Source organism: Serratia sp. K-E0102 (genome assembly GCF_029962625.1).
GTDB lineage: Bacteria > Pseudomonadota > Gammaproteobacteria > Enterobacterales > Enterobacteriaceae > Serratia > Serratia sarumanii.
On record NZ_CP124754.1, the window covers coordinates 2,331,982 to 2,349,722 of the forward strand.

Here is a 17,741-nt window from a genome sequence, read left to right on the forward strand (position 1 = left end):
CAAACTTGGTTAGGATACTGAGGAAACGGCGGCCAGACGCCGCGCACCGATGATATTTGAGAGTATCATCCCTCTTTATTTTATACGTCGTCTTTCACCTGAATGTGACAGTGCGGCGCAGATCGGCCACAAGGACGCATGAGACGATGAACCCGCTTTTTACTCCCTACCTGCAACGCTGGCAACTGGAACAGGACGGCAAAGCCTTCGAAACCCACAGCAGTCTGCTGATGCCGGTGCGTTACCGGGGCGAGGCGGCGATGCTGAAGATCGCCCGCGAGCAGGAGGAGCGCTTCGGTGGCCAACTGATGTGCTGGTGGCGTGGGGAAGGCGCCGCGCAGGTGCTGGCGTGGCATGACGACGGCATTCTGCTGGAGCGCGCGCAGGGTGAAGGCTCGTTGGCGCAGCTGGTGCGTGACGGCGACGATGAGCAGGCCACGCAAATCCTGTGCCGGGCGATCGCCGCCTTGCATGCGCCGCGAGCGGAACCGTTGCCCGAGCTGATCCCGCTGCAGGAGTGGTTCAGCTCACTGTGGCCGGCGGCGCAGGCGCACGGCGGCATGCTGCGTCTCTGTGCCACGGCGGCGGCAGAATTGCTGCACAGCCCGCGAGAAGAGAGCGTGCTGCACGGCGATATTCACCATGACAACGTGCTGGACTTCGGCGAACGCGGCTGGCTGGCGATCGATCCCAAGCGTTTGTACGGCGAACGGGGCTTCGACTACGCCAATATCTTCTGCAATCCCAACTACGGCATCGCCACCGATCCGGCCATTTTCCAGCGCCGCGTGGAACAGGTCTGTCGCTTGGCCGGGCTGGAGCGCCGGCGCTTGCTGCAATGGATCCTGGCCTGGTCGGGGCTGTCCGCCGCCTGGTTCATGGAAGACGGGCAGGCGGCGGACATCGACTTTCGCGTCGCCGAGCTGGCGGCGCGTGCGCTGGATCTCCCGCTGCCGGGCGGCGACTCAGGGTTCATCCTGCCAGTAATCGAGCGAGGTTGAAGGGCGCTGCAGGTAGCGCACCTGCTGGCCGTCTGCGCCGCGCGCCATCGCCTGATATTTGCCGGAATCCGGGTACATCACCAGCTCCGGCTGTTCGCGCGTGCTGACGGACAGGTACTTCAGCGGCGCATCGGAGGTGTTGATGATCTGGTGCGGGTATTCCGGGCCCGGCGGAATGAAGATGACATCCCCGCTGACGATCGGCAGCATTTCTCCGGCCACCCGCAGCGTACCGCTGCCTTCCAGAATGATGAACATTTCCTCCTGCGCGTAGTGAAAATGGTAGGGGCAGGAGCGCATACCCGGCGCGACACAATCGAAAGAGGCGCCCAGCTTGTCGGCGGCGGTGCCGGTGCCGAGGCGAGCGCCGACGCTGTCATACAGCGGCGGCCGCCGATCGTGCCGCTTATCTACTCGTTCGACATTGCGTATCAGGCGCTGAGCCAACAGCGCAGCTTTCTCAGTCATAGGCTTCCTTGGTGACGGCGTCACTTATTTTGTGAATTGATCTCAAGACGACAGAGAAAGTGAAGGCGCCATGGCGGCACTTGTCAATGTAGACCGCCCGTTATGCTTGGCTTGTTCGCTGCGGCAGCGACAGCAGCAGATAGGCGATCGCGCCGCCGACGATGCCCCAGAAGGCCGAACCGATGCCCAGTAACGTGACGCCGGAGGCGGTGATGAGGAAGGCGATCAGCGCCGCGTCGCGCTGTTTCTCATCATGCAGCGCGCGCTGCAGGCTGCCGCCGATGGTGCCGAGCAGCGCCAGCCCGGCGATGGTGTGGATCAGGGCGAGGGGCAGCGCGCTGAACAGCAGGCCGATGGCGCCGCCGAACAGCCCGGCCAACAGGTAGAAGCCGCCGGCGGCCACCGCGCCCATATAGCGGCGCTGCGGATCGGGATGCACGTCCGGCCCCATGCAGATGGCGGCGGTGATCGCGGCGATGCACACCGAGAAGCCGCCGAACGGCGCCAGCAGCAGCGCGGTGAGCGCCGTCCAGGCGATCAGCGGTGAGGTGGGGACGCGGTAGCCCGCCGCCTGCAGCGTGGCGATGCCGGGCGCATTCTGCGAAGCCATGGTCACCACGAAGAACGGCACGCCGATGCCCAGCAGCGTCGGCCAACTGAAGTGCGGCGCGATAAATTCCGGCATGGCGAACGCCGGCGCATGCTGCGTTAGCTGGATATTGCCCTGCAGCGCAGCGATCGCCAGCCCGGTCGCCAGCGTCAGCACGATGGCGTAGCGCGGCAGATAACGGCGGCTGAGTAGATAGGCCAGCCCCATGCCGGCGCTCAGCGGGAAATTGAGCTGCAGCGAAGCGAAGGCGTCCAGCCCGAAACGCAACAGGATCCCCGCCAGCATCGCGGCGGAAATCGCCTGCGGAATATAGTCCATCAGGCGGGCGAACAGCCCGGTGACGCCGCACAGCAGGATCAGGCCGGAAGCGAAGATAAACACGCCGATCGCCTCGTTGATCGGCGTGCCGGGCAGGCTGGTGACCAACAGCGCCGCACCGGGCGTCGACCAGGCGGTGAGGATAGGCGTGCGATAGTAAAGCGAGAGTCCGAGCGAGGTGACGCCCATCGCGATCCCCAGCGCGCTCAGCCAGCCGCCGATCTGCGCCGGTGTGGCGCCCGCGGCGGCGGCGGCCTGGAAAATGATCGCGGCAGAGCTGGTGTAACCCACCAGAACGGCGACAAAGCCGGCCATGACAGCGGGCAGGGTCAGGTGGCGCAGGGAGAGGGCTGGGCGCATGAGGTGCTCCAATCGGTGATTGTGCGTTATAACGCACGATGAGAAATCAGCATAGCACCGTGCGCTATAGCGCACAAGCGGGTATAATCGGGCTCGACACGCAGAGGAGAATTGGATGCAGGAACTTGCCGGCCATTTGGCTCACACCCTTCGCACGCTGCGCGCACAGCGCGGTTGGAGCCTGACTCAGGCGGCGGAATACACCGGCGTCAGCAAGGCGATGCTCGGGCAGATCGAACGCGGCGAATCCAGCCCGACGGTGGCGACGCTGTGGAAAATCGCCACCGGTTTCAACGTGGCGTTCTCCGCTTTTCTTGAGGCGTCGCCCGCGCAGCAGCAGGCGACGCTGCACCGCTACGGCGATCTGCCGGTCTACGATCAGGACAACGCCGACATGCGCGTGGTGCCGTTGTTTCCCTACGATCGCCAGCTGGGTTTCGATATGTTCGTCATCGATCTTGCGCCGGGCGCGCTCAGCGAGTCGTCGCCCCATGAGCCGGGCGTGATCGAGCATGTCATCGTGATCAGTGGCCGGTTGGAGTTGGCGATAGAGGGCGAATGGCACAGCCTGGCCGCCGGCGAGGCGATGCGCTTTCAGGCCGATCGGCCGCACGCTTACCGCAACGCCAGTTCACAAACGGTGCGCATCCACGATCTGATCCACTATCCTCAATCCTGACTCAACGCGGCGGCCGTGGGCTTTGACTCCGCGCCGCCAAACGCCTACCTTGTTGAAAATGACTCTTATTTCACAGGCTGTCGCCCATGACGGGGCGGCGTTGCAGCCGACTCAAAAGGAGCTTGATTTTGCCGGTCACCAATCGACGTCAGTTTATTAAACTCAGTGCGCAAACCGCAGGAGCCGTATTCGCGATGACTTCATTACCCAACAGTATCCGCCTGGCGATGGCGGCGGAAGGCGGCGCGGCCGCCGGCGATGAATTCCTGTGGCTGGAGGAGCTGCAGGGTAAAAAAGCGCTGCAATGGGTGCAGCAGGAAAATCAGCGCACCGTGGCGCGTTTCGGCCAGGGCGAAGACTTTCAGCGCATTGAGCGCGAGGTGCTGGATATCCTCAATAAAGACACCCAAATCCCGTGGGTGAGCAAGCGCGGCGAGTACTATTACAACTTTTGGCAGGACCAGGCCAACCCGCGCGGCCTGCTGCGGCGCACCACGCTGGACGAGTACCGCAAGGCCAAACCGGCCTGGGAAACGGTGCTGGATATCGATGCGTTGGGCAAGGCGGAGGGCAAGGATTGGGTTTATCAGGGCTCGCAGCCGCTGGCGCCGGAATACCGCTATTGCCTGATGCAGCTGTCGCCGGACGGCGGCGACGCCACCGAAATCCGCGAATTCGATCTGGTGGCCAAACGCTTCGTCAAGGACGGCTTCAACGTGCCGGTGGCGAAAAGCCGGGTTTCCTGGGTCGATCGGGACACGCTGTTCATCGCCACCGATTTCGGCCCCGGATCGATGACCCAGTCCGGCTACGCGCGCATCGCCAAACGCTGGCGGCGCGGCACGCCGCTGAGCGCCGCCGAAACGCTGTACGAAGCGCAGCCCGAGGACATGGCGGTCTTCGCCTATCACGATCGCACGCCGGGCTTTGAGCGCGATTTCGTCGGTCGTAGCCTGGACTTCTATCGCCGCGACTACTTCTTGCTGGCTCAGGACGGCCGGCAGATCAAAATCGACATCCCGGCCGACGCCGAGCTGGATACGCACCGTGAATGGCTGCTGATTAAACCGAGCAGCGACTGGGAGGTGGGCGGCAAGCGCTATCCGTCCGGCGCGCTGCTGGCGGCCAACTTCGATGACTATCTGGCGGGCAAGCGCGAGCTGCAGCCGCTGTTTACCCCAACGGCGGAGCAGGCGCTGAGCGGCTACAGCGGCACCCGCGATCACCTGATCCTCAGCATCATGGATAACGTGGTCAACCGGCTGGAAGTGCTGACGCCGCAGGGCGGCAGCTGGCAACGTCGCCCGCTGGGCAACCCCGGCGCCATCAGCACCCTTTCCGCCGGCGGCATCGACGAAGAGAGCAACGCCTATTTCCTGACCGTCAGCGGGTTCCTGCAGCCGACCTCGCTGTACATGGGCAATCTCGACGGCGGTGAGGCGACGCTGCTTAAACAGGCGCCGCAGGATTTTGACGCGTCAGGCTACCAGGTGAGCCAGCATTTTGCGCGTTCCAAGGACGGTACCCGCGTGCCGTATTTCCAGATTGCCGCCAAAGATCTCAAATCGGACGGCAGCACGCCGACGCTGCTGTATGGCTACGGCGGGTTTGAAGTGCCGCTGCTGCCGGGCTATCTCGGCGGCAAGGCGCCGGCCTGGCTGGAGCGCGGCGGGGTGTACGTGGTGGCCAACATCCGCGGCGGCGGCGAATACGGCCCGGCCTGGCACCAGGCGGCGCTCAAGCAGAATCGCCATCGCGCCTACGAGGATTTCGCCGCCGTGGCCGAAGATCTCATCGCACGCAAGGTGACCTCGGCGCCGCATCTGGGCGCGCGCGGCGGCAGCAACGGCGGCCTGTTGGTGGGCAATATGCTGACGCTGTATCCGCAGCTGTTCGGCTGCATCGTCTGCGAAGTGCCGCTGCTGGACATGCAGCGCTATACGCAGCTTTCCGCCGGCGCGTCGTGGATCGCCGAATACGGTGACCCGAGCAAGCCGGAGCAGTGGGCTTATATCAAAACCTTCTCGCCGTACCACAACATTCAGGCGAAAACGGCCTATCCGCCGGTGCTGTTCTATACCGCGACCAGCGACGATCGGGTCAACCCGGCCCACGCCCGCAAAATGGCCGCGCGCATGCAGGCGATGGGGTATCAGCAGGCTTATTTCTACGAGAATACCGAAGGCGGGCACAGCGCCGCCGCCGACAAGCAACAGGCGGCGTTCCACAGCGCATTGGTGAGCGAGTTCATGTGGGCCAACCTGAGCGGCAAACCCAAGTCAGCGTAAGCCTTTTTCTTGCAGGCATAAAAAAACACCGGGGCGTTAACTCCGGTGTTTTTATTTACGTCTCAATCTGCCGGCGATCAGCGAGCCGCGGTGGCTTCCTGTGCTTTCTGATTGGCGTCTTCGGTGGTGTCCAGCGTCATGCGGTACAGCTTCGGCGCGGTCAGCATCATCAGGATAGCGATGACGGCGGTGACGATACCGATCTGCATAAACACATGGCTGTAGATGGCCAGCGAAGCGTGCGCGTCGTTGATGTCGCTCGGGACGGCGGTCAGACCGGCAACCTTACCGGCGATCAGCGCGGCGGCGGCGGTAGTCAGGAACCAGGAGCCCATGATGAAGCCCATCAGACGCTGCGGCACCAGCTGCGCCACCATCGCCAGGCCCAGGCCGGAAATCATCAGCTCGCCGATGCTCTGCAGCGCGTAGCTCAGGATCAGCCAGTTGACCGACACGATGCCCTGTTCGTTGGCGAAGCTGGCGCCCCACGGCAGCACCAGGAAGGCGCAGGAGCAGAGGATCATGCCGAAAGCGAACTTGTGCGGCATCGGCAGGCGATCGCCCATTTTGTTATACAGCGCGGCCAGAATCGGGCTGGCGAGCATGATCCAGAACGGGTTCAACGCCTGATACTGCTCCGGCTCGAAGGCGACGCCGAAGATGCTGTGTTCCACGTTGTGGATGGCGAAGAAGTTCAGCGAGGTTGGCATCTGGCTGTACAGCACGAAGAACACCACCGCTTCCAGCATCAGCAGGAAGGCGACGATCATCTTGCGGCGAGCGGCGCCGTGCAGGGCGAAGGTTTCCTTGGCGAACACCAGAACGATGCCGGCGGAAACCAGGGCCAGCGCCCAGCGCGCGATCACCTGGTTGTGCAGCAGCCAGCTGGACACGGCGATCAACGCCACGATGCCGACCAGCACCATCAGCAGTTTCGGCAGATGCAACGGCTTGAAGTCAGGCTTGGAACCGTTTTCCTTCACCCACTTGCGGCACATCATAAAGTTGACCAGGGTGATCAGCATGCCGACCACGCTCAGCGAGAACGCCACGCTCCAGCCGTATTTCGCCGCCAGCCACGGAGTGGCCAGCATAGAGAAGAAGGAGCCGATGTTCACCGACATGTAATACATGGTGAAGGCACCGTCGAGACGCGGATCGTCTTTCTCATAGCAGGTGGACAACAGAGAGGACGGGTTGGCCTTGAACAGACCGCTGCCCACGGCGATGGTCGCCATGCCCATGTAGACCCAGAAGATGTCGTGGCCGGAGTAAGCCACCATGGCGTAACCGGCGGCCAGCACCAGCGCGCCGAGCACGATCACGCGTTTGGCGCCCAGCACTTTGTCGCCCAGCCAGCCGCCGATGGCGACGAAACCGTATACCAGGGCGCTGAAGGAAGAGAACAGGGTGATGGAGTCGGCTTCGCTCATGCCGAGCATCTTGACCAGATAAACCGCCATGATGCCCTGCAGGCCGTAGTAGCCGAAACGCTCCCACAGTTCGATCGAGAAGATCAGATAGAACGCTTTCGGTTGTTTGAACGCGTTAAGGCTCACGCTCTCCGGATGTTGGTTGTTTGCTGTTGACACTGGTACCTCTGTTTTTTCGCAGCCCGTCTTTGGAGGACGGGAAAGTACAAAAGTTGATGCGGAACGGCATCCTTTTGCGTTGTTATAGGATGGGGACGGCGGTTAATGTTCACTATCTTTGTCAACGAGGCAAGCAGTTTGTCATATTCGGTTACATTTAACGCCCGCAGGATTATGCCGCGATGTTGCAAATGTTATGCAGTATTAACTTTCGGGTTTTAATGGTTTGCCGATTTTTTGTTTTGATTAAAAGCTATACGAATTTTAAACAGGGATATATTCTGCTGAATTGCTATTTTTTAGCGCATCAGTGTAGGTGAGGTTATTAATCCGTTGGAATGTTGTGCACATGGCGCATTTTGTAAAATTATAGAAATTTGGGAAAACGGTACTGGCATTTGTGAACGCCTTGTGATCCTGAAAGCGTGACGTTCACCGCAATTTTCGACTAATTTTTCGCTTGAAAATAACACGGCACTGAGTTTTTCACTGAAAACCTCGAAATTGCCGGGGTTACTGCTGCGCGATATCACATTTCCGATAAAAAAGAGGCGCTGGCGGGGGGAGAGGTGGCGACGGGTGCGGTTTGCCGCACCCAACAGACTCAGGATTCCGGATAAACCTTTTCTTTATACTCGCACAGGTCTTCGATAATGCAGGAGCCACAGCGCGGTTTGCGCGCGATGCAGGTGTAGCGCCCGTGCAGGATCAGCCAGTGGTGGCAATCGATCTTGAATTCGGCGGGCACCACCTTCAACAGCTTCTCTTCCACCTGATCGACGTTCTTGCCTGGCGCGAAGTGAGTGCGGTTGCACACCCGGAAGATGTGGGTGTCCACGGCGATGGTCGCCCAGCCGAAGGCGGTATTGAGCACCACGTTGGCGGTCTTGCGGCCGACGCCCGGCAGCGCTTCCAGCGCGGCGCGATCTTCCGGCACTTCGCCGCCGTGCAGCTCCAGCAGCATGCGGCAGGTTTTGATCACGTTTTCGGCCTTGCTGTTGAACAGGCCAATGGTCTTGATGTACTCCTTGACGCCATCAACCCCCAGCGCCAGCATGGCGGCGGGGGTGTTGGCGACCGGATAAAGCTTGGCGGTCGCTTTGTTGACGCTGACGTCGGTGGCCTGTGCGGACAGCAATACCGCGATCAGCAGTTCAAACGGCGTGGTGTACACCAGCTCGGTGGTCGGATGCGGGTTGTTGTCGCGCAGCCGGGTCAGAATTTCCAGTCGCTTCTGCTTGTTCATCAGGCCTTCTCAGCACGTCCTTGTTCCAGCAGCGGTTCCACCGCCACGGCGCGGGCTTTGCGCGCCTTCATTTTTTCGTCGATCAGATACTTGACCGCCAGCAGCAGCCCCAGGCCGATAAAGGCGCCCGGCGGCAACATGGCCAGCAGGAAGGGGCTGTCGAAATGCACCACTTCGATGCGCAGCGACTTGGCCCAGCCGCCCAGCAGCTGGTCGGCGCCATCGAACAGCGTGCCGTTGCCCAACAGTTCTCGCATCGAGCCCAGCGTCACCATCACGCCGGTGGCGCCGAGGCCGATGGCCAGACCGTCCAGCGCCGAGAGGCCGACCGGTTTTCGCGCCGCCACCGCTTCGGCACGGCCGACCACGATGCAGTTGGTCACGATCAACGGAATAAAGATCCCGAGCGACTGATACAAACCGAAGGCATAGGCGTTGATCAGCATCTGCACGATGCTCACCACCGCGGCGATGATCATCACGTAGATCGGAATACGCACTTCGCTCGGCACCCAGCGGCGCACCGCGGAAATCGAGGCGTTGGTCAAGACCAAAACCAGGGTGGTGGCCAACCCCAGGCCGAGCGCGTTGGTGACGGTGGAGGTCACCGCCAGCAGCGGGCACATGCCCAGCAGCTGCACCAGGGCGGAGTTGTTCTTCCACAACCCCTGGACGATCAATTCTTTGGCTTCACTCATTCGGCGGCTCCACACGCAGGTAAGCTTTCAAGTTTAGGCGGCAGCGTTTCCATATACAACGCCGTGCGGCGCACTGCATTGACCACCGCACGCGGTGTAATGGTGGCGCCGGTGAACTGATCGAACATACCGCCGTCTTTCTTCACCGCCCAGCGCTTATCGTCCGGGCCTTCGATTTTCTTGCCGCTGAAGAAGGAAATCCAGTCGGAAATGCGCAGTTCGATTTTGTCCCCCAGCCCCGGGGTTTCGTGGTGTTCAATCACGCGGGTGCCGAGCACCGTGCCGTTGAAATCGGCGCCGACCAGCAGCTTGATGGCGCCGGAGTAGCCGTCCGGCGCGGTGGTTTCCAGCGCGGCGGCGGTCGGTTGCCCGTTTTTGCGCGCCAGGTACAAGCGGTGCGGCGCGCCGTCGCCCAGCGCCGGATCGCTGACCAGGAGGCATTCGTTCTGCATAATGTTGTCGTAGTTTTCCGGCGGCACCACCTGATCGAGCAGCGCTTTTTGCTGCAGCGCCGCCTGATGGGCGATGGTGCCTTTCGTCAAGGTATAGACCACGGCAGTCAGGCCGGTGGTGACCGCCGCGAACACCGCCAGCGTGGTGCCGTGCTTTCTCATGGAATTCAGCATGGCGGCTCCTCAGCGATGGCCGTACACGCGCGGCTGCGTGTAGTGGTCGATTAACGGGACGGTGATGTTGGCGAGCAGCACCGCGAAAGCCACGCCGTCGGGGTAGCCGCCATAGACGCGGATCAGCCAGGCCAGCACGCCGATCAGTGCGCCGTAGATCAGGCGGCCCTTAGGCGTGGTGGAGGCGCTGACCGGATCGGTGGCGATAAAGAACGCGCCCAGCATGCTGGCGCCGGAGAACAGGTGGATCAGCGGCGAAGCCTGATGCGCCGGATCGATCCACCAGGCAAGGCCAGAGCAGAAGGCGATGGTGGCCAACATGCTGAAAGGGATTTGCCAATGGATTAGGCGGCGCGCCAGCATAAACAGGCCGCCGGCCAGGAAGCCGAGGTTGACCCATTGCCAGCCGATGCCGGCCAGCGCGCCGCCGAACAGCGGCTGCTGTAACACCTGTTCCACGCTGTGGCCGCTGCGCAGGCCGGTTTTGAAGCCGTCGAGCGGCGTGGCCTGGCTGATGCCGTCCACGCCCATCTGCAGTTCGTGCAGCGTCGCGCCTTGCGAGGTATGGCCGCTGAAAATGGCCAGCAGCGTGTCGTGGAGCGACAGCGCGGTGGCGCGCAGCTCATCCGGCGGCAGCCAGCTGGTCATCTGTACCGGGAAGGAGATCAGCAGCACCACGTAACCGACCATCGCCGGGTTGAACGGGTTCTGCCCGAGGCCGCCGTACAGCTGCTTGGCGATGACGATGGCGAAGAAGGTACCGATAACGATCATCCACCACGGGGCCAGCGGCGGCAGGCTGATGCCGAGCAGCAGCGCGGTCAGCAGGGCGGAGTTATCCGCCAGCCGGCTGCGCACCGGCAGCTTGCGCAGCCTGAGGATCGCGCCTTCTGCGGCCAGCGCGACGATCGCCGCCAGCGCCACCTGAATCAATACGCCGTAGCCGAAGAACCAAATCTGCGCCGCGATGCCGGGAATGCACGCCAGCATCACCCACAGCATGATGCGGCTGGTGCTTTGCTGGTTGTGGGTGAACGGCGAGCTGGCGATGTGTAAGCCTTTGGCGGCTGTGGGTGATACCGGCCTGAACTTCATAGAGTAACGATACCTTCTGCGCCGCGCCTGCGGCAGTTTCGATGCGCCGAATTGCGGGCGCGGCAAAAATAATAGCCGAGCATTCTACCTGATTCGATGCGAGGGTAATACGCCTTAATGATAGGGGTATTCGGCTTTCCGCGCATCTGGCGATCGGGACGGCGCGATTTGATTTTTTTTTGGCCGGAAAATGGGCTAACGTGAGGAATTGTCAGTGGAACTTGTGCCGCCATCGACCGCAATAAATGGGTTAACCGTATGAATGAAATATCATTTTTCACCAGATTTCCGCACAAAATAACAACTTTCACATAATCCGTGTAGGTTACTATCGCGAACATTATTGAGTCAGTGAACCCATAATAATGACAAATGAAGACATTTTTTTTATTGAAGAGCTAATTGAGTGGGTGGAGATACATCTGGAGAAACGGCCAAACCTGGATGAAGTCGCGCGTATTTCGGGCTATTCCAAGTGGCATCTGCAGCGTAAATTCAAGCGTATTACCGGCATTCAACTCGCCACCTACATCCGTTCGCGTATCCTGACGCGCGCCGCGGTGGCGCTGCGCATTACTCGTCGCTCGATCATCGACATCTCCGATGAGCTGGGCTTCGACTCTCAGCAGACCTTTACCCGCATGTTCAAGCAGCGCTTCGGCACCACGCCCAATCGCTACCGATCGATGACGCACTGGGACGTGAAAAACCTGATGCCGCGCTTTAACTTCGATGCCAGCTACGGCGCCGGTTATTACCCGGAAGTGAAGCGGCTGACGCTGCCCGAGATGCAGTTGGTCGGTTTCACGCGCCGGCTGGATTTCGCCTCCGAACAGGAGCTGGAGTACTCTTCCTGCATGGCGATGAAGGACGAGATTTTCAACGACTTCTTCAAGGGGCTGCACGTCGACTGTCGGCGGATTTACAGCATCTACTCCCCTCATGCCGGGGAGGGCGACGAGCTCTCATCCACGCTGGTGATGGCGGTCGATCCTGAACACAAAAAAGATATTCTTTCCAACTATCAAATCGACACTTTCCATCTGCCGAGCCGCGAGTTTATCTCCATCAACCATAAGGGTTCGGCGAAAGAGTGTTTGCAGTTTTTCGGCTACCTGATGTCGCATGTAATGCCGGGGCTGAAGGATGAAGTGCGCGGCAGTATGGAAATGGAGATCATTCAAACCAAAGAGTGGAATCCGGAATCCAAACTGCGCCAGATTGATGTGGATTACACCTACCTGATCTCTATCGATTAAACGGCGCCGGCGTCAGCCAGGCGCCGCTGTCATCATTTGTCTTCCGTTTCCGCCGCCAGCGATTCCCTGGCGGCTTTTTTGGCTTTGGCGCGGGCGATAGCCGCCGCGACCGCCGCCTTGCGCGGATCTTCCTCGGTGACTGCCGCCGCCGTTTCCGCCGCTGCAGGGGCATCCGCCTGCTGAGCCGCTTTCTTGGCTTTGACACGCGCCAGTGCCGCCGCGACCGCCGCCTTGCGCGGATCTTCCTCGGTGGCTGCCGGCGCCGTTTCGGCCGGTGCAGGGGCATCCGTCTGCTGCGCCGCTTTCTTGGCTTTGGCGCGGGCGATAGCTGCCGCGACCGCCGCCTTGCGCGGGTCTTCTTCGGCGGCTGCCGGCGCCGTTTCCGCCGCTGCAGGGGCGTCCGCCTGCTGCGCCGCTTTCTTGGCTTTGGCGCGGGCGATAGCCGCCGCGACCGCCGCCTTGCGCGGATCTTCCTCGGTGGCTGCCGGCGCCGTTTCCGCCGCTGCAGGGGCATCCGTCTGCTGCGCCGCTTTCTTGGCTTTGACACGCGCCAGAGCGGCAGCGACCGCCGCCTTGCGCGGATCTTCTTCGGCGGCTGCCGGCGCCGGTTCCGCTGCGGCTGGGGTATCTGCCAGCTGCTCTGCCTTTTTGGCTTTGACGCGCGCCAGGGCGGCAGCAACGGCCGCTTTACGCGGATCGTCCTCTGTTGCCGCCGGGGCGGCGTTGTCTGCGGCCGGCGCTTCCTTGCGCGCTTTCACGCGGGCCAGCGCCGCGGCCACGGCGGCTTTGCGCGCGTCGTCGCCGGAGGCCGCCGGTGGCGCCTCTTTTTCCGCCTCGGCCGCCAACTGGGCGCGGCGTTCACGCGCCTGCGCTTTACGCGCTTCGCGGGCGGCGATCATTTCGCTGTTATCCGGCTGCTGGCCGTCGACCGGCGTGACCGCCGCTTCGGCATTTTTGCTGCGCACGCGCGCCAACGCGGCCTGCACCGCACCCTGATCGTCGTCGGTCAGTTTGACGGCGGCTTTTTTGTGCCGCTCTTCGCGCGCCAGCTTCTCGCGCTCCAGGCGGGCCAGCTTGGCTTCGTAACGCGCCTTGGCCTCGGCGGCGCGCGCCGCTTCCAGATCGATAGCCTTGATCTCGGCCTTTTCCTGACGGTAGTACTGTACCAGCGGGATGTTGCTGGGGCAGACGAACGCGCAGGCGCCGCATTCAATGCAGTCGAACAGGTTATGGTTGCGCGCCTTGTCGTGCTCCTGCCCACGGCTGAACCAGTACAGCTGCTGCGGCAGCAGCCCGGCAGGGCAAGCGTCTACGCACAGGCCGCAGCGGATGCAGGACTGCTCCGGCTCCTGCGGTGTCATTTCATCGACCGTCGGCGCCAGAATGCAGTTGCTGATCTTGACGATCGGCACGTTCAGCGCAGGCAGGGTAAAGCCCATCAGCGGGCCGCCCATGACCACCATCTGCTGCGCCTGCGGGCGGAAACCGGCGAAGTCAAGCAGGTGCTGCACCGGCGTGCCGATGCGCGCCCACAGGTTGCCCGGGTGCTCGATCGCGTCGCCGGTCAGGGTCACTACGCGCTCAATCAGCGGTTCGCCGTCGACGATCGCTCGCTTGATGGCGAAGGCGGTGCCGACGTTTTGCATCAACACGCCGATGGCAGAGGAGTGCTTGCCGTGCGGCACTTCCTTGCCGGTCAGGATCTTGGTCAGCTGTTTGGCGCCGCCGGACGGGTATTTGGTGGGGATAACGCGTAGCGCAATGCCGGACTGGCCGCGCAACGCCTGCTTCAGCGCCGCGATCGCCTCCGGTTTGTTGTCTTCGATGCCGATCAGCGTGACCTTGGGTCGCAGAATATGTTGCAGGATCTGCGTGCCTTCAACGATCTGATCGGCATGTTCCTGCATCAGGCGATCGTCGGCGGTGATGTAAGGCTCGCACTCGGCGGCGTTGAGGATCAGCGTTTCCACGCCGCTCATGCCGCCCTGCAGCTTGCTGGCGGTCGGGAAACCGGCGCCGCCCAGACCGGCGATGCCGGCCTGATGAATACGTTGAATCAGATCCGCGGCGGGCGCTTGGCGGTAGTCAGCCACCGGATCGCGCTCGCACCAGCGGTCTTCGCCGTCCGCCTCGATAATCACGCACAGCTCCGTCAGCCCGGAAGGGTGCGCGGTGATGTGCGGCGTGATGGCGCTGACGGTGCCCGAGGTCGGGGCGTGAACCGGCACGGTGCGGCCGCGGCCGACGGTCAGCGGCTGGCCTTTCAACACCCGATCGCCGGCATTGACGCACAGCTCGCCTTCAGGCCCCAGATGCTGTTGCAGCGGAATGATAAAGGTCTTGGGCAGGGGAGCGACACGCAGCGGCGCACCGCTGGACTGCGTTTTCATTTCCGGCGGATGGATCCCGCCGTTGAAATCCCAGATCCGGTCTTTTTTAAAGGCGGCGAACAGATTAAGCATGTTGCTCCACGTGGATCACTTGCACCGGGATCGTCTTCATGTCCCACTTCCAGTTGGCGGTGGTGGTGGCGACCGGTCTCATTTCAATACAGTCGGTAGGGCAAGGGGCGACGCACAGGTCGCAGCCGGTGCAGAGGTCGGTGATGACGGTGTGCATGGCGCGGGTGGCGCCGACGATGGCGTCCACCGGGCAGGCCTGAATGCACTTGGTGCAGCCGATGCAGTTGGCCTCGTCGATATAGGCCACTTTACGCTCCGGCTCGGCGGCGGCTTCGCTGCCCAGCGGCTGCGGCTCGACGTTGAGCAGCTCCGCCAGTTTCAACATCACCTGTTCGCCACCCGGCGCGCATTTGTTGATCATCTCGCCGTTGGCCACCGCCTCGGCGTAGGGGCGGCAACCGGGGTAGCCGCACTGGCCGCACTGGCTCTGCGGCAGGATCGCGTCGACCTGCTCGGCGACCGGATCCTCCTCCACCTCAAAACGGCGCGCGGCGTAGCCCAGCACCAGTCCGAACAGCAGCCCGAGCGCGCTTAAAGCCGCGATAGCTATCCACAACGCAGTCATTAGAATTTCACCAGCCCGGTAAAGCCCATAAAGGCCAGCGACATCAGCCCGGCGGTGATCAGCGCGATCGAGGAGCCGCGGAACGGCGCCGGCACGTCGGCGACCGCCAGACGTTCGCGAATGGCGGCAAACAGCACCATGACCAGCGAGAAACCGGCGGCGGCGCTGAAGCCGTACACGGCGGACTGCAGAAAGTTGTAGCCGAGGTTAACGTTAAGCAACGCCACGCCCAGCACCGCGCAGTTGGTGGTGATCAGCGGCAGGAAGATGCCCAGCAGGCGGTAGAGCGCCGGGCTGGTCTTGCGCACCACCATCTCGGTGAACTGCACGACGACGGCGATCACCAGAATGAAGGAGAGCGTGCGCAGGTACACCAGATCCAGCGGAACCAGAATAAAGGTGTTGATCACCCAGGCGCTGACGGAGGCCAGCGTCATGACGAAGGTGGTGGCCATTCCCATGCCGATGGCGCTTTCCAGCTTCTTGGAAACGCCGAGGAACGGGCACAGGCCAAGAAACTTCACCAGAACGAAGTTGTTCACCAGTACGGTGCCGACAAACAGGAGCAGGTATTCGGTCATTGCGATGCCTAAAAAAATAAAAGCCGCCTATTATCGGGAATCGGCGGCCGGACGACAACATATGAATCGCAGGGGTATTGCCTTTTTTGGCGAAAATTTACACAAAACACCCGATAAAACGTGCTGCAACCGCCCTTAACGTTCGATAAAGGTGCCTTTGACCCGCTGCGAGCGCTTGATGTAAGGCACCAGCAGCGCCGCCATCAGCAGCGGCCAGCCGAGGCTGCGCACTGCCACTTCATCCGGCACCGGCGCGAAGGCGAAGGCTTTCACCGCCAGGAGCACCGTGATCAGCAGCCACAGCAAGAACAGTTTGGGAAAGCGCTGCGAGCGCTGGCAAAACAGCCACAGCAGCCACAGGGTGAAGCACCACATCAAGAGCGTGGTCAGCACCGAAAAGTACCATTGCAGGGTAAACGCCTGGGCGTTGGTCAGCAGGTAGTCGCGCGATTCGGGCATGAAGATCGCCATGGCGTACAGGAGCAGCATCAGGCTGGCGCTGAGCAGGGTGACGATCAGATAGGCCATCGGGGCCAGCAACCAACCGCCGATACGAGAGTATTCAGCTTGAGACATAAAGGCTTCCTGATTGAAACGGGGATCACAGGCGGCATAGCTTAGCGGGTAATACCGGCTTCGTCATCTCAATCAACCGGATAGCTCGGCATCGCGGCGGGTGGCAGCACGTTTGGCTACTCGACGCCGTATTAAGCCCGCTTCAAATTAACATCTCATTTACTTCTTGTTCCATCCGGCCGCATGGTGTCAAATCGAAAGGTCTGTCGTGAGCCTGCAAGAGGAAATCCCATGGCTGAGAAAATTCGTGTCGGGCTGGTCGGTTACGGCTACGCCGGCAAAACCTTTCATGCGCCGCTGATCGCCGGTACGCCGGGGCTGGAGCTGGCTGCCGTCTCCAGCAGCGATGCCGGCAAAGTGCACGCCGACTGGCCGTCGATGGCGGTGGTGGGCGATGCGCAGGCGCTGTTCGCCGATCCCACCCTCGATCTGATCGTGATTCCCACTCCCAACGACACCCACTTCCCGCTGGCTCAGCAGGCGCTGGCCGCCGGCAAGCATGTGGTGGTGGATAAACCGTTTACCGTGACATTGTCACAAGCGCAGGCGCTGCAACAGCAGGCGCAGCAGAGCGGTTTACTGCTGTCGGTGTTCCACAACCGCCGCTGGGACAGCGACTTCCTTACCTTGAAAGCGCTGCTGAATGAGGGCGCGCTGGGCGAGGTGGTCTATTTCGAGTCGCATTTCGATCGCTACCGGCCGCAGGTGCGCCAGCGCTGGCGTGAACAGGGCGGCGTCGGCAGCGGTATCTGGTACGATTTGGCGCCGCACTTGCTCGATCAGGCGCTACAACTCTTCGGCAAGCCCGACCGGCTGTTCGTCGATCTGGGGGAATTGCGGCCGGGGGCGCAGGCGGTGGACTATTTCCACGCCTTGCTGAGCTATGGCGATCGCCGCGTGGTGCTGCACGCCAGCATGCTGGCGGCGGCGGAGAGCCCGCGTTACGTGGTGCACGGCACCCGCGGCAGCTATATCAAATACGGCCTCGATCCGCAGGAAGACCGGCTGAAGGCCGGCGAGCGCCTGCCGCAGGCCGACTGGGGCTATGACATGCGCGACGGCGTGGTGACGCTGTCACGTGGCGATCTGCTGGCGGAGCAGCCGCTGCTCAACATTCCCGGCAACTACCCGGCCTATTACGCCGCGGTGCGCGACGCGATCGCCGGCATCGGCGAAAACCCGGTGCCGGCCGCCGACGCCATCGCGGTGATGGCATTGATCGAACTGGGGCTGGAATCGGCCCGGCTGCAGCAGGCGCTGCCGGTGGTCTGAGCCCGTCCATTTCTCTGTGGCCCGGCGCAACGTCGGGCCTTTTTA

At 62.0% G+C, this 17,741-nt stretch carries 17 protein-coding genes; 5 read left to right on the plus strand and 12 right to left on the minus strand.

Annotated features, from left to right (window positions below; translation table 11 throughout):
* The first annotated feature begins 146 nt into the window (after positions 1-146).
* A complete protein-coding gene (locus SSARUM2_RS11345; protein WP_033654766.1) occupies positions 147-1,001 on the plus strand; it encodes an aminoglycoside phosphotransferase family protein in 855 nt (284 codons plus the stop codon).
* Here SSARUM2_RS11345 and SSARUM2_RS11350 read toward each other — a convergent pair.
* Both SSARUM2_RS11350 and SSARUM2_RS11355 read right to left on the minus strand, forming a co-directional pair.
* A complete protein-coding gene (locus SSARUM2_RS11350) occupies positions 966-1,469 on the minus strand; it encodes a cupin domain-containing protein (RefSeq protein WP_033638403.1) in 504 nt (167 codons plus the stop codon). The two genes, SSARUM2_RS11345 and SSARUM2_RS11350, sit on opposite strands and share 36 nt — an antisense overlap.
* A gap of 100 nt (positions 1,470-1,569) precedes the next feature.
* Positions 1,570-2,757, minus strand: a complete 1,188-nt coding sequence (locus SSARUM2_RS11355) for a benzoate/H(+) symporter BenE family transporter (protein ID WP_060452944.1) — start codon at positions 2,755-2,757, stop codon at positions 1,570-1,572.
* Positions 2,758-2,872: 115 nt separating this feature from the next.
* Between SSARUM2_RS11355 and SSARUM2_RS11360 the strand changes: the two genes are divergently transcribed.
* Together SSARUM2_RS11360 and SSARUM2_RS11365 are read left to right on the plus strand one after the other, a co-directional pair.
* Complete coding sequence (locus SSARUM2_RS11360; RefSeq protein ID WP_033648200.1) at positions 2,873-3,436, plus strand: XRE family transcriptional regulator; 564 nt, start codon at positions 2,873-2,875, stop codon at positions 3,434-3,436.
* Positions 3,437-3,630: 194 nt separating this feature from the next.
* Positions 3,631-5,724 (plus strand): prolyl oligopeptidase family serine peptidase, encoded by a 2,094-nt coding sequence (locus SSARUM2_RS11365; protein ID WP_060452945.1) that lies wholly within the window; start codon positions 3,631-3,633, stop codon positions 5,722-5,724.
* Between the two features lie 77 nt (positions 5,725-5,801).
* Here SSARUM2_RS11365 and dtpA read toward each other — a convergent pair whose 3' ends face one another.
* The 6 genes from dtpA to SSARUM2_RS11395 all read right to left on the minus strand — a co-directional run bounded on the left by dtpA (position 5,802) and on the right by SSARUM2_RS11395 (position 11,322).
* On the minus strand, positions 5,802-7,316 hold the full coding sequence (dtpA, locus tag SSARUM2_RS11370) for a dipeptide/tripeptide permease DtpA (RefSeq protein WP_033638407.1): 1,515 nt from the start codon (positions 7,314-7,316) through the stop codon (positions 5,802-5,804).
* 604 nt (positions 7,317-7,920) lie between these two features.
* Positions 7,921-8,562: an endonuclease III gene (nth, locus tag SSARUM2_RS11375; protein ID WP_060452946.1), complete on the minus strand. Its 642-nt coding sequence runs from the start codon at positions 8,560-8,562 to the stop codon at positions 7,921-7,923.
* Entirely contained in the window at positions 8,562-9,260 is a 699-nt protein-coding gene (locus tag SSARUM2_RS11380; RefSeq protein ID WP_033638408.1) for an electron transport complex subunit E, read from the minus strand. Before SSARUM2_RS11380 ends, nth begins: the two co-directional genes overlap by 1 nt.
* The gene (gene rsxG / locus SSARUM2_RS11385) at positions 9,257-9,886 is read right to left on the minus strand and encodes an electron transport complex subunit RsxG (protein WP_033654762.1); all 630 of its coding nucleotides are present in this window, start codon (positions 9,884-9,886) and stop codon (positions 9,257-9,259) included. Before rsxG ends, SSARUM2_RS11380 begins: the two co-directional genes overlap by 4 nt.
* Positions 9,887-9,895: 9 nt before the next feature.
* Positions 9,896-10,981, minus strand: coding sequence for an electron transport complex subunit RsxD (rsxD, locus tag SSARUM2_RS11390; protein WP_060452947.1), 1,086 nt, complete (start codon positions 10,979-10,981; stop codon positions 9,896-9,898).
* Positions 10,978-11,322 carry a hypothetical protein gene (locus tag SSARUM2_RS11395; protein ID WP_125875309.1) on the minus strand — a complete coding sequence of 115 codons (345 nt, stop codon included), beginning with the start codon at positions 11,320-11,322 and terminating at the stop codon, positions 10,978-10,980. Before SSARUM2_RS11395 ends, rsxD begins: the two co-directional genes overlap by 4 nt.
* A 24-nt stretch (positions 11,323-11,346) precedes the next feature.
* Between SSARUM2_RS11395 and SSARUM2_RS11400 the strand changes: the two genes are divergently transcribed.
* A complete protein-coding gene (locus SSARUM2_RS11400) occupies positions 11,347-12,240 on the plus strand; it encodes a helix-turn-helix domain-containing protein (RefSeq protein ID WP_039566349.1) in 894 nt (297 codons plus the stop codon).
* A gap of 32 nt (positions 12,241-12,272) precedes the next feature.
* Here the strand turns inward: SSARUM2_RS11400 and rsxC are convergent, their stop codons facing one another.
* From rsxC to SSARUM2_RS11420, 4 genes are all read right to left on the minus strand, one after another.
* Complete coding sequence (gene rsxC, locus SSARUM2_RS11405) at positions 12,273-14,702, minus strand: electron transport complex subunit RsxC (RefSeq protein WP_060452948.1); 2,430 nt, start codon at positions 14,700-14,702, stop codon at positions 12,273-12,275.
* Positions 14,695-15,267: an electron transport complex subunit RsxB gene (gene rsxB, locus SSARUM2_RS11410; RefSeq protein ID WP_004938428.1), complete on the minus strand. Its 573-nt coding sequence runs from the start codon at positions 15,265-15,267 to the stop codon at positions 14,695-14,697. Before rsxB ends, rsxC begins: the two co-directional genes overlap by 8 nt.
* Complete coding sequence (gene rsxA / locus SSARUM2_RS11415) at positions 15,267-15,848, minus strand: electron transport complex subunit RsxA (RefSeq protein WP_004938443.1); 582 nt, start codon at positions 15,846-15,848, stop codon at positions 15,267-15,269. Before rsxA ends, rsxB begins: the two co-directional genes overlap by 1 nt.
* 135 nt (positions 15,849-15,983) lie before the next feature.
* A complete protein-coding gene (locus tag SSARUM2_RS11420) occupies positions 15,984-16,424 on the minus strand; it encodes a DUF2569 domain-containing protein (RefSeq protein ID WP_060452949.1) in 441 nt (146 codons plus the stop codon).
* A gap of 231 nt (positions 16,425-16,655) precedes the next feature.
* On the opposite strand from SSARUM2_RS11420, the gene SSARUM2_RS11425 reads away from it, so the two are divergent.
* Positions 16,656-17,696: an oxidoreductase gene (locus SSARUM2_RS11425; protein ID WP_049212107.1), complete on the plus strand. Its 1,041-nt coding sequence runs from the start codon at positions 16,656-16,658 to the stop codon at positions 17,694-17,696.
* Positions 17,697-17,741: the final 45 nt, after the last annotated feature.

What these genes read in the sequence shown, in the direction of transcription:
- SSARUM2_RS11345 (WP_033654766.1), top strand. Translation starts at nt 147, where the DNA reads ATGAACCCGCTTTTTACTCCCTACCTGCAACGCTGGCAACTGGAACAG.
- rsxA (WP_004938443.1), bottom strand. Translation starts at nt 15,848, where the DNA reads ATGACCGAATACCTGCTCCTGTTTGTCGGCACCGTACTGGTGAACAAC.
- rsxB (WP_004938428.1), bottom strand. Translation starts at nt 15,267, where the DNA reads ATGACTGCGTTGTGGATAGCTATCGCGGCTTTAAGCGCGCTCGGGCTG.
- rsxG (WP_033654762.1), bottom strand. Translation starts at nt 9,886, where the DNA reads ATGCTGAATTCCATGAGAAAGCACGGCACCACGCTGGCGGTGTTCGCG.
- SSARUM2_RS11355 (WP_060452944.1), bottom strand. Translation starts at nt 2,757, where the DNA reads ATGCGCCCAGCCCTCTCCCTGCGCCACCTGACCCTGCCCGCTGTCATG.
- SSARUM2_RS11350 (WP_033638403.1), bottom strand. Translation starts at nt 1,469, where the DNA reads ATGACTGAGAAAGCTGCGCTGTTGGCTCAGCGCCTGATACGCAATGTC.
- SSARUM2_RS11395 (WP_125875309.1), bottom strand. Translation starts at nt 11,322, where the DNA reads ATGTTCGCGATAGTAACCTACACGGATTATGTGAAAGTTGTTATTTTG.
- SSARUM2_RS11360 (WP_033648200.1), top strand. Translation starts at nt 2,873, where the DNA reads ATGCAGGAACTTGCCGGCCATTTGGCTCACACCCTTCGCACGCTGCGC.
- SSARUM2_RS11420 (WP_060452949.1), bottom strand. Translation starts at nt 16,424, where the DNA reads ATGTCTCAAGCTGAATACTCTCGTATCGGCGGTTGGTTGCTGGCCCCG.
- rsxC (WP_060452948.1), bottom strand. Translation starts at nt 14,702, where the DNA reads ATGCTTAATCTGTTCGCCGCCTTTAAAAAAGACCGGATCTGGGATTTC.
- SSARUM2_RS11425 (WP_049212107.1), top strand. Translation starts at nt 16,656, where the DNA reads ATGGCTGAGAAAATTCGTGTCGGGCTGGTCGGTTACGGCTACGCCGGC.
- rsxD (WP_060452947.1), bottom strand. Translation starts at nt 10,981, where the DNA reads ATGAAGTTCAGGCCGGTATCACCCACAGCCGCCAAAGGCTTACACATC.
- SSARUM2_RS11380 (WP_033638408.1), bottom strand. Translation starts at nt 9,260, where the DNA reads ATGAGTGAAGCCAAAGAATTGATCGTCCAGGGGTTGTGGAAGAACAAC.
- SSARUM2_RS11400 (WP_039566349.1), top strand. Translation starts at nt 11,347, where the DNA reads ATGACAAATGAAGACATTTTTTTTATTGAAGAGCTAATTGAGTGGGTG.
- nth (WP_060452946.1), bottom strand. Translation starts at nt 8,562, where the DNA reads ATGAACAAGCAGAAGCGACTGGAAATTCTGACCCGGCTGCGCGACAAC.
- SSARUM2_RS11365 (WP_060452945.1), top strand. Translation starts at nt 3,631, where the DNA reads ATGACTTCATTACCCAACAGTATCCGCCTGGCGATGGCGGCGGAAGGC.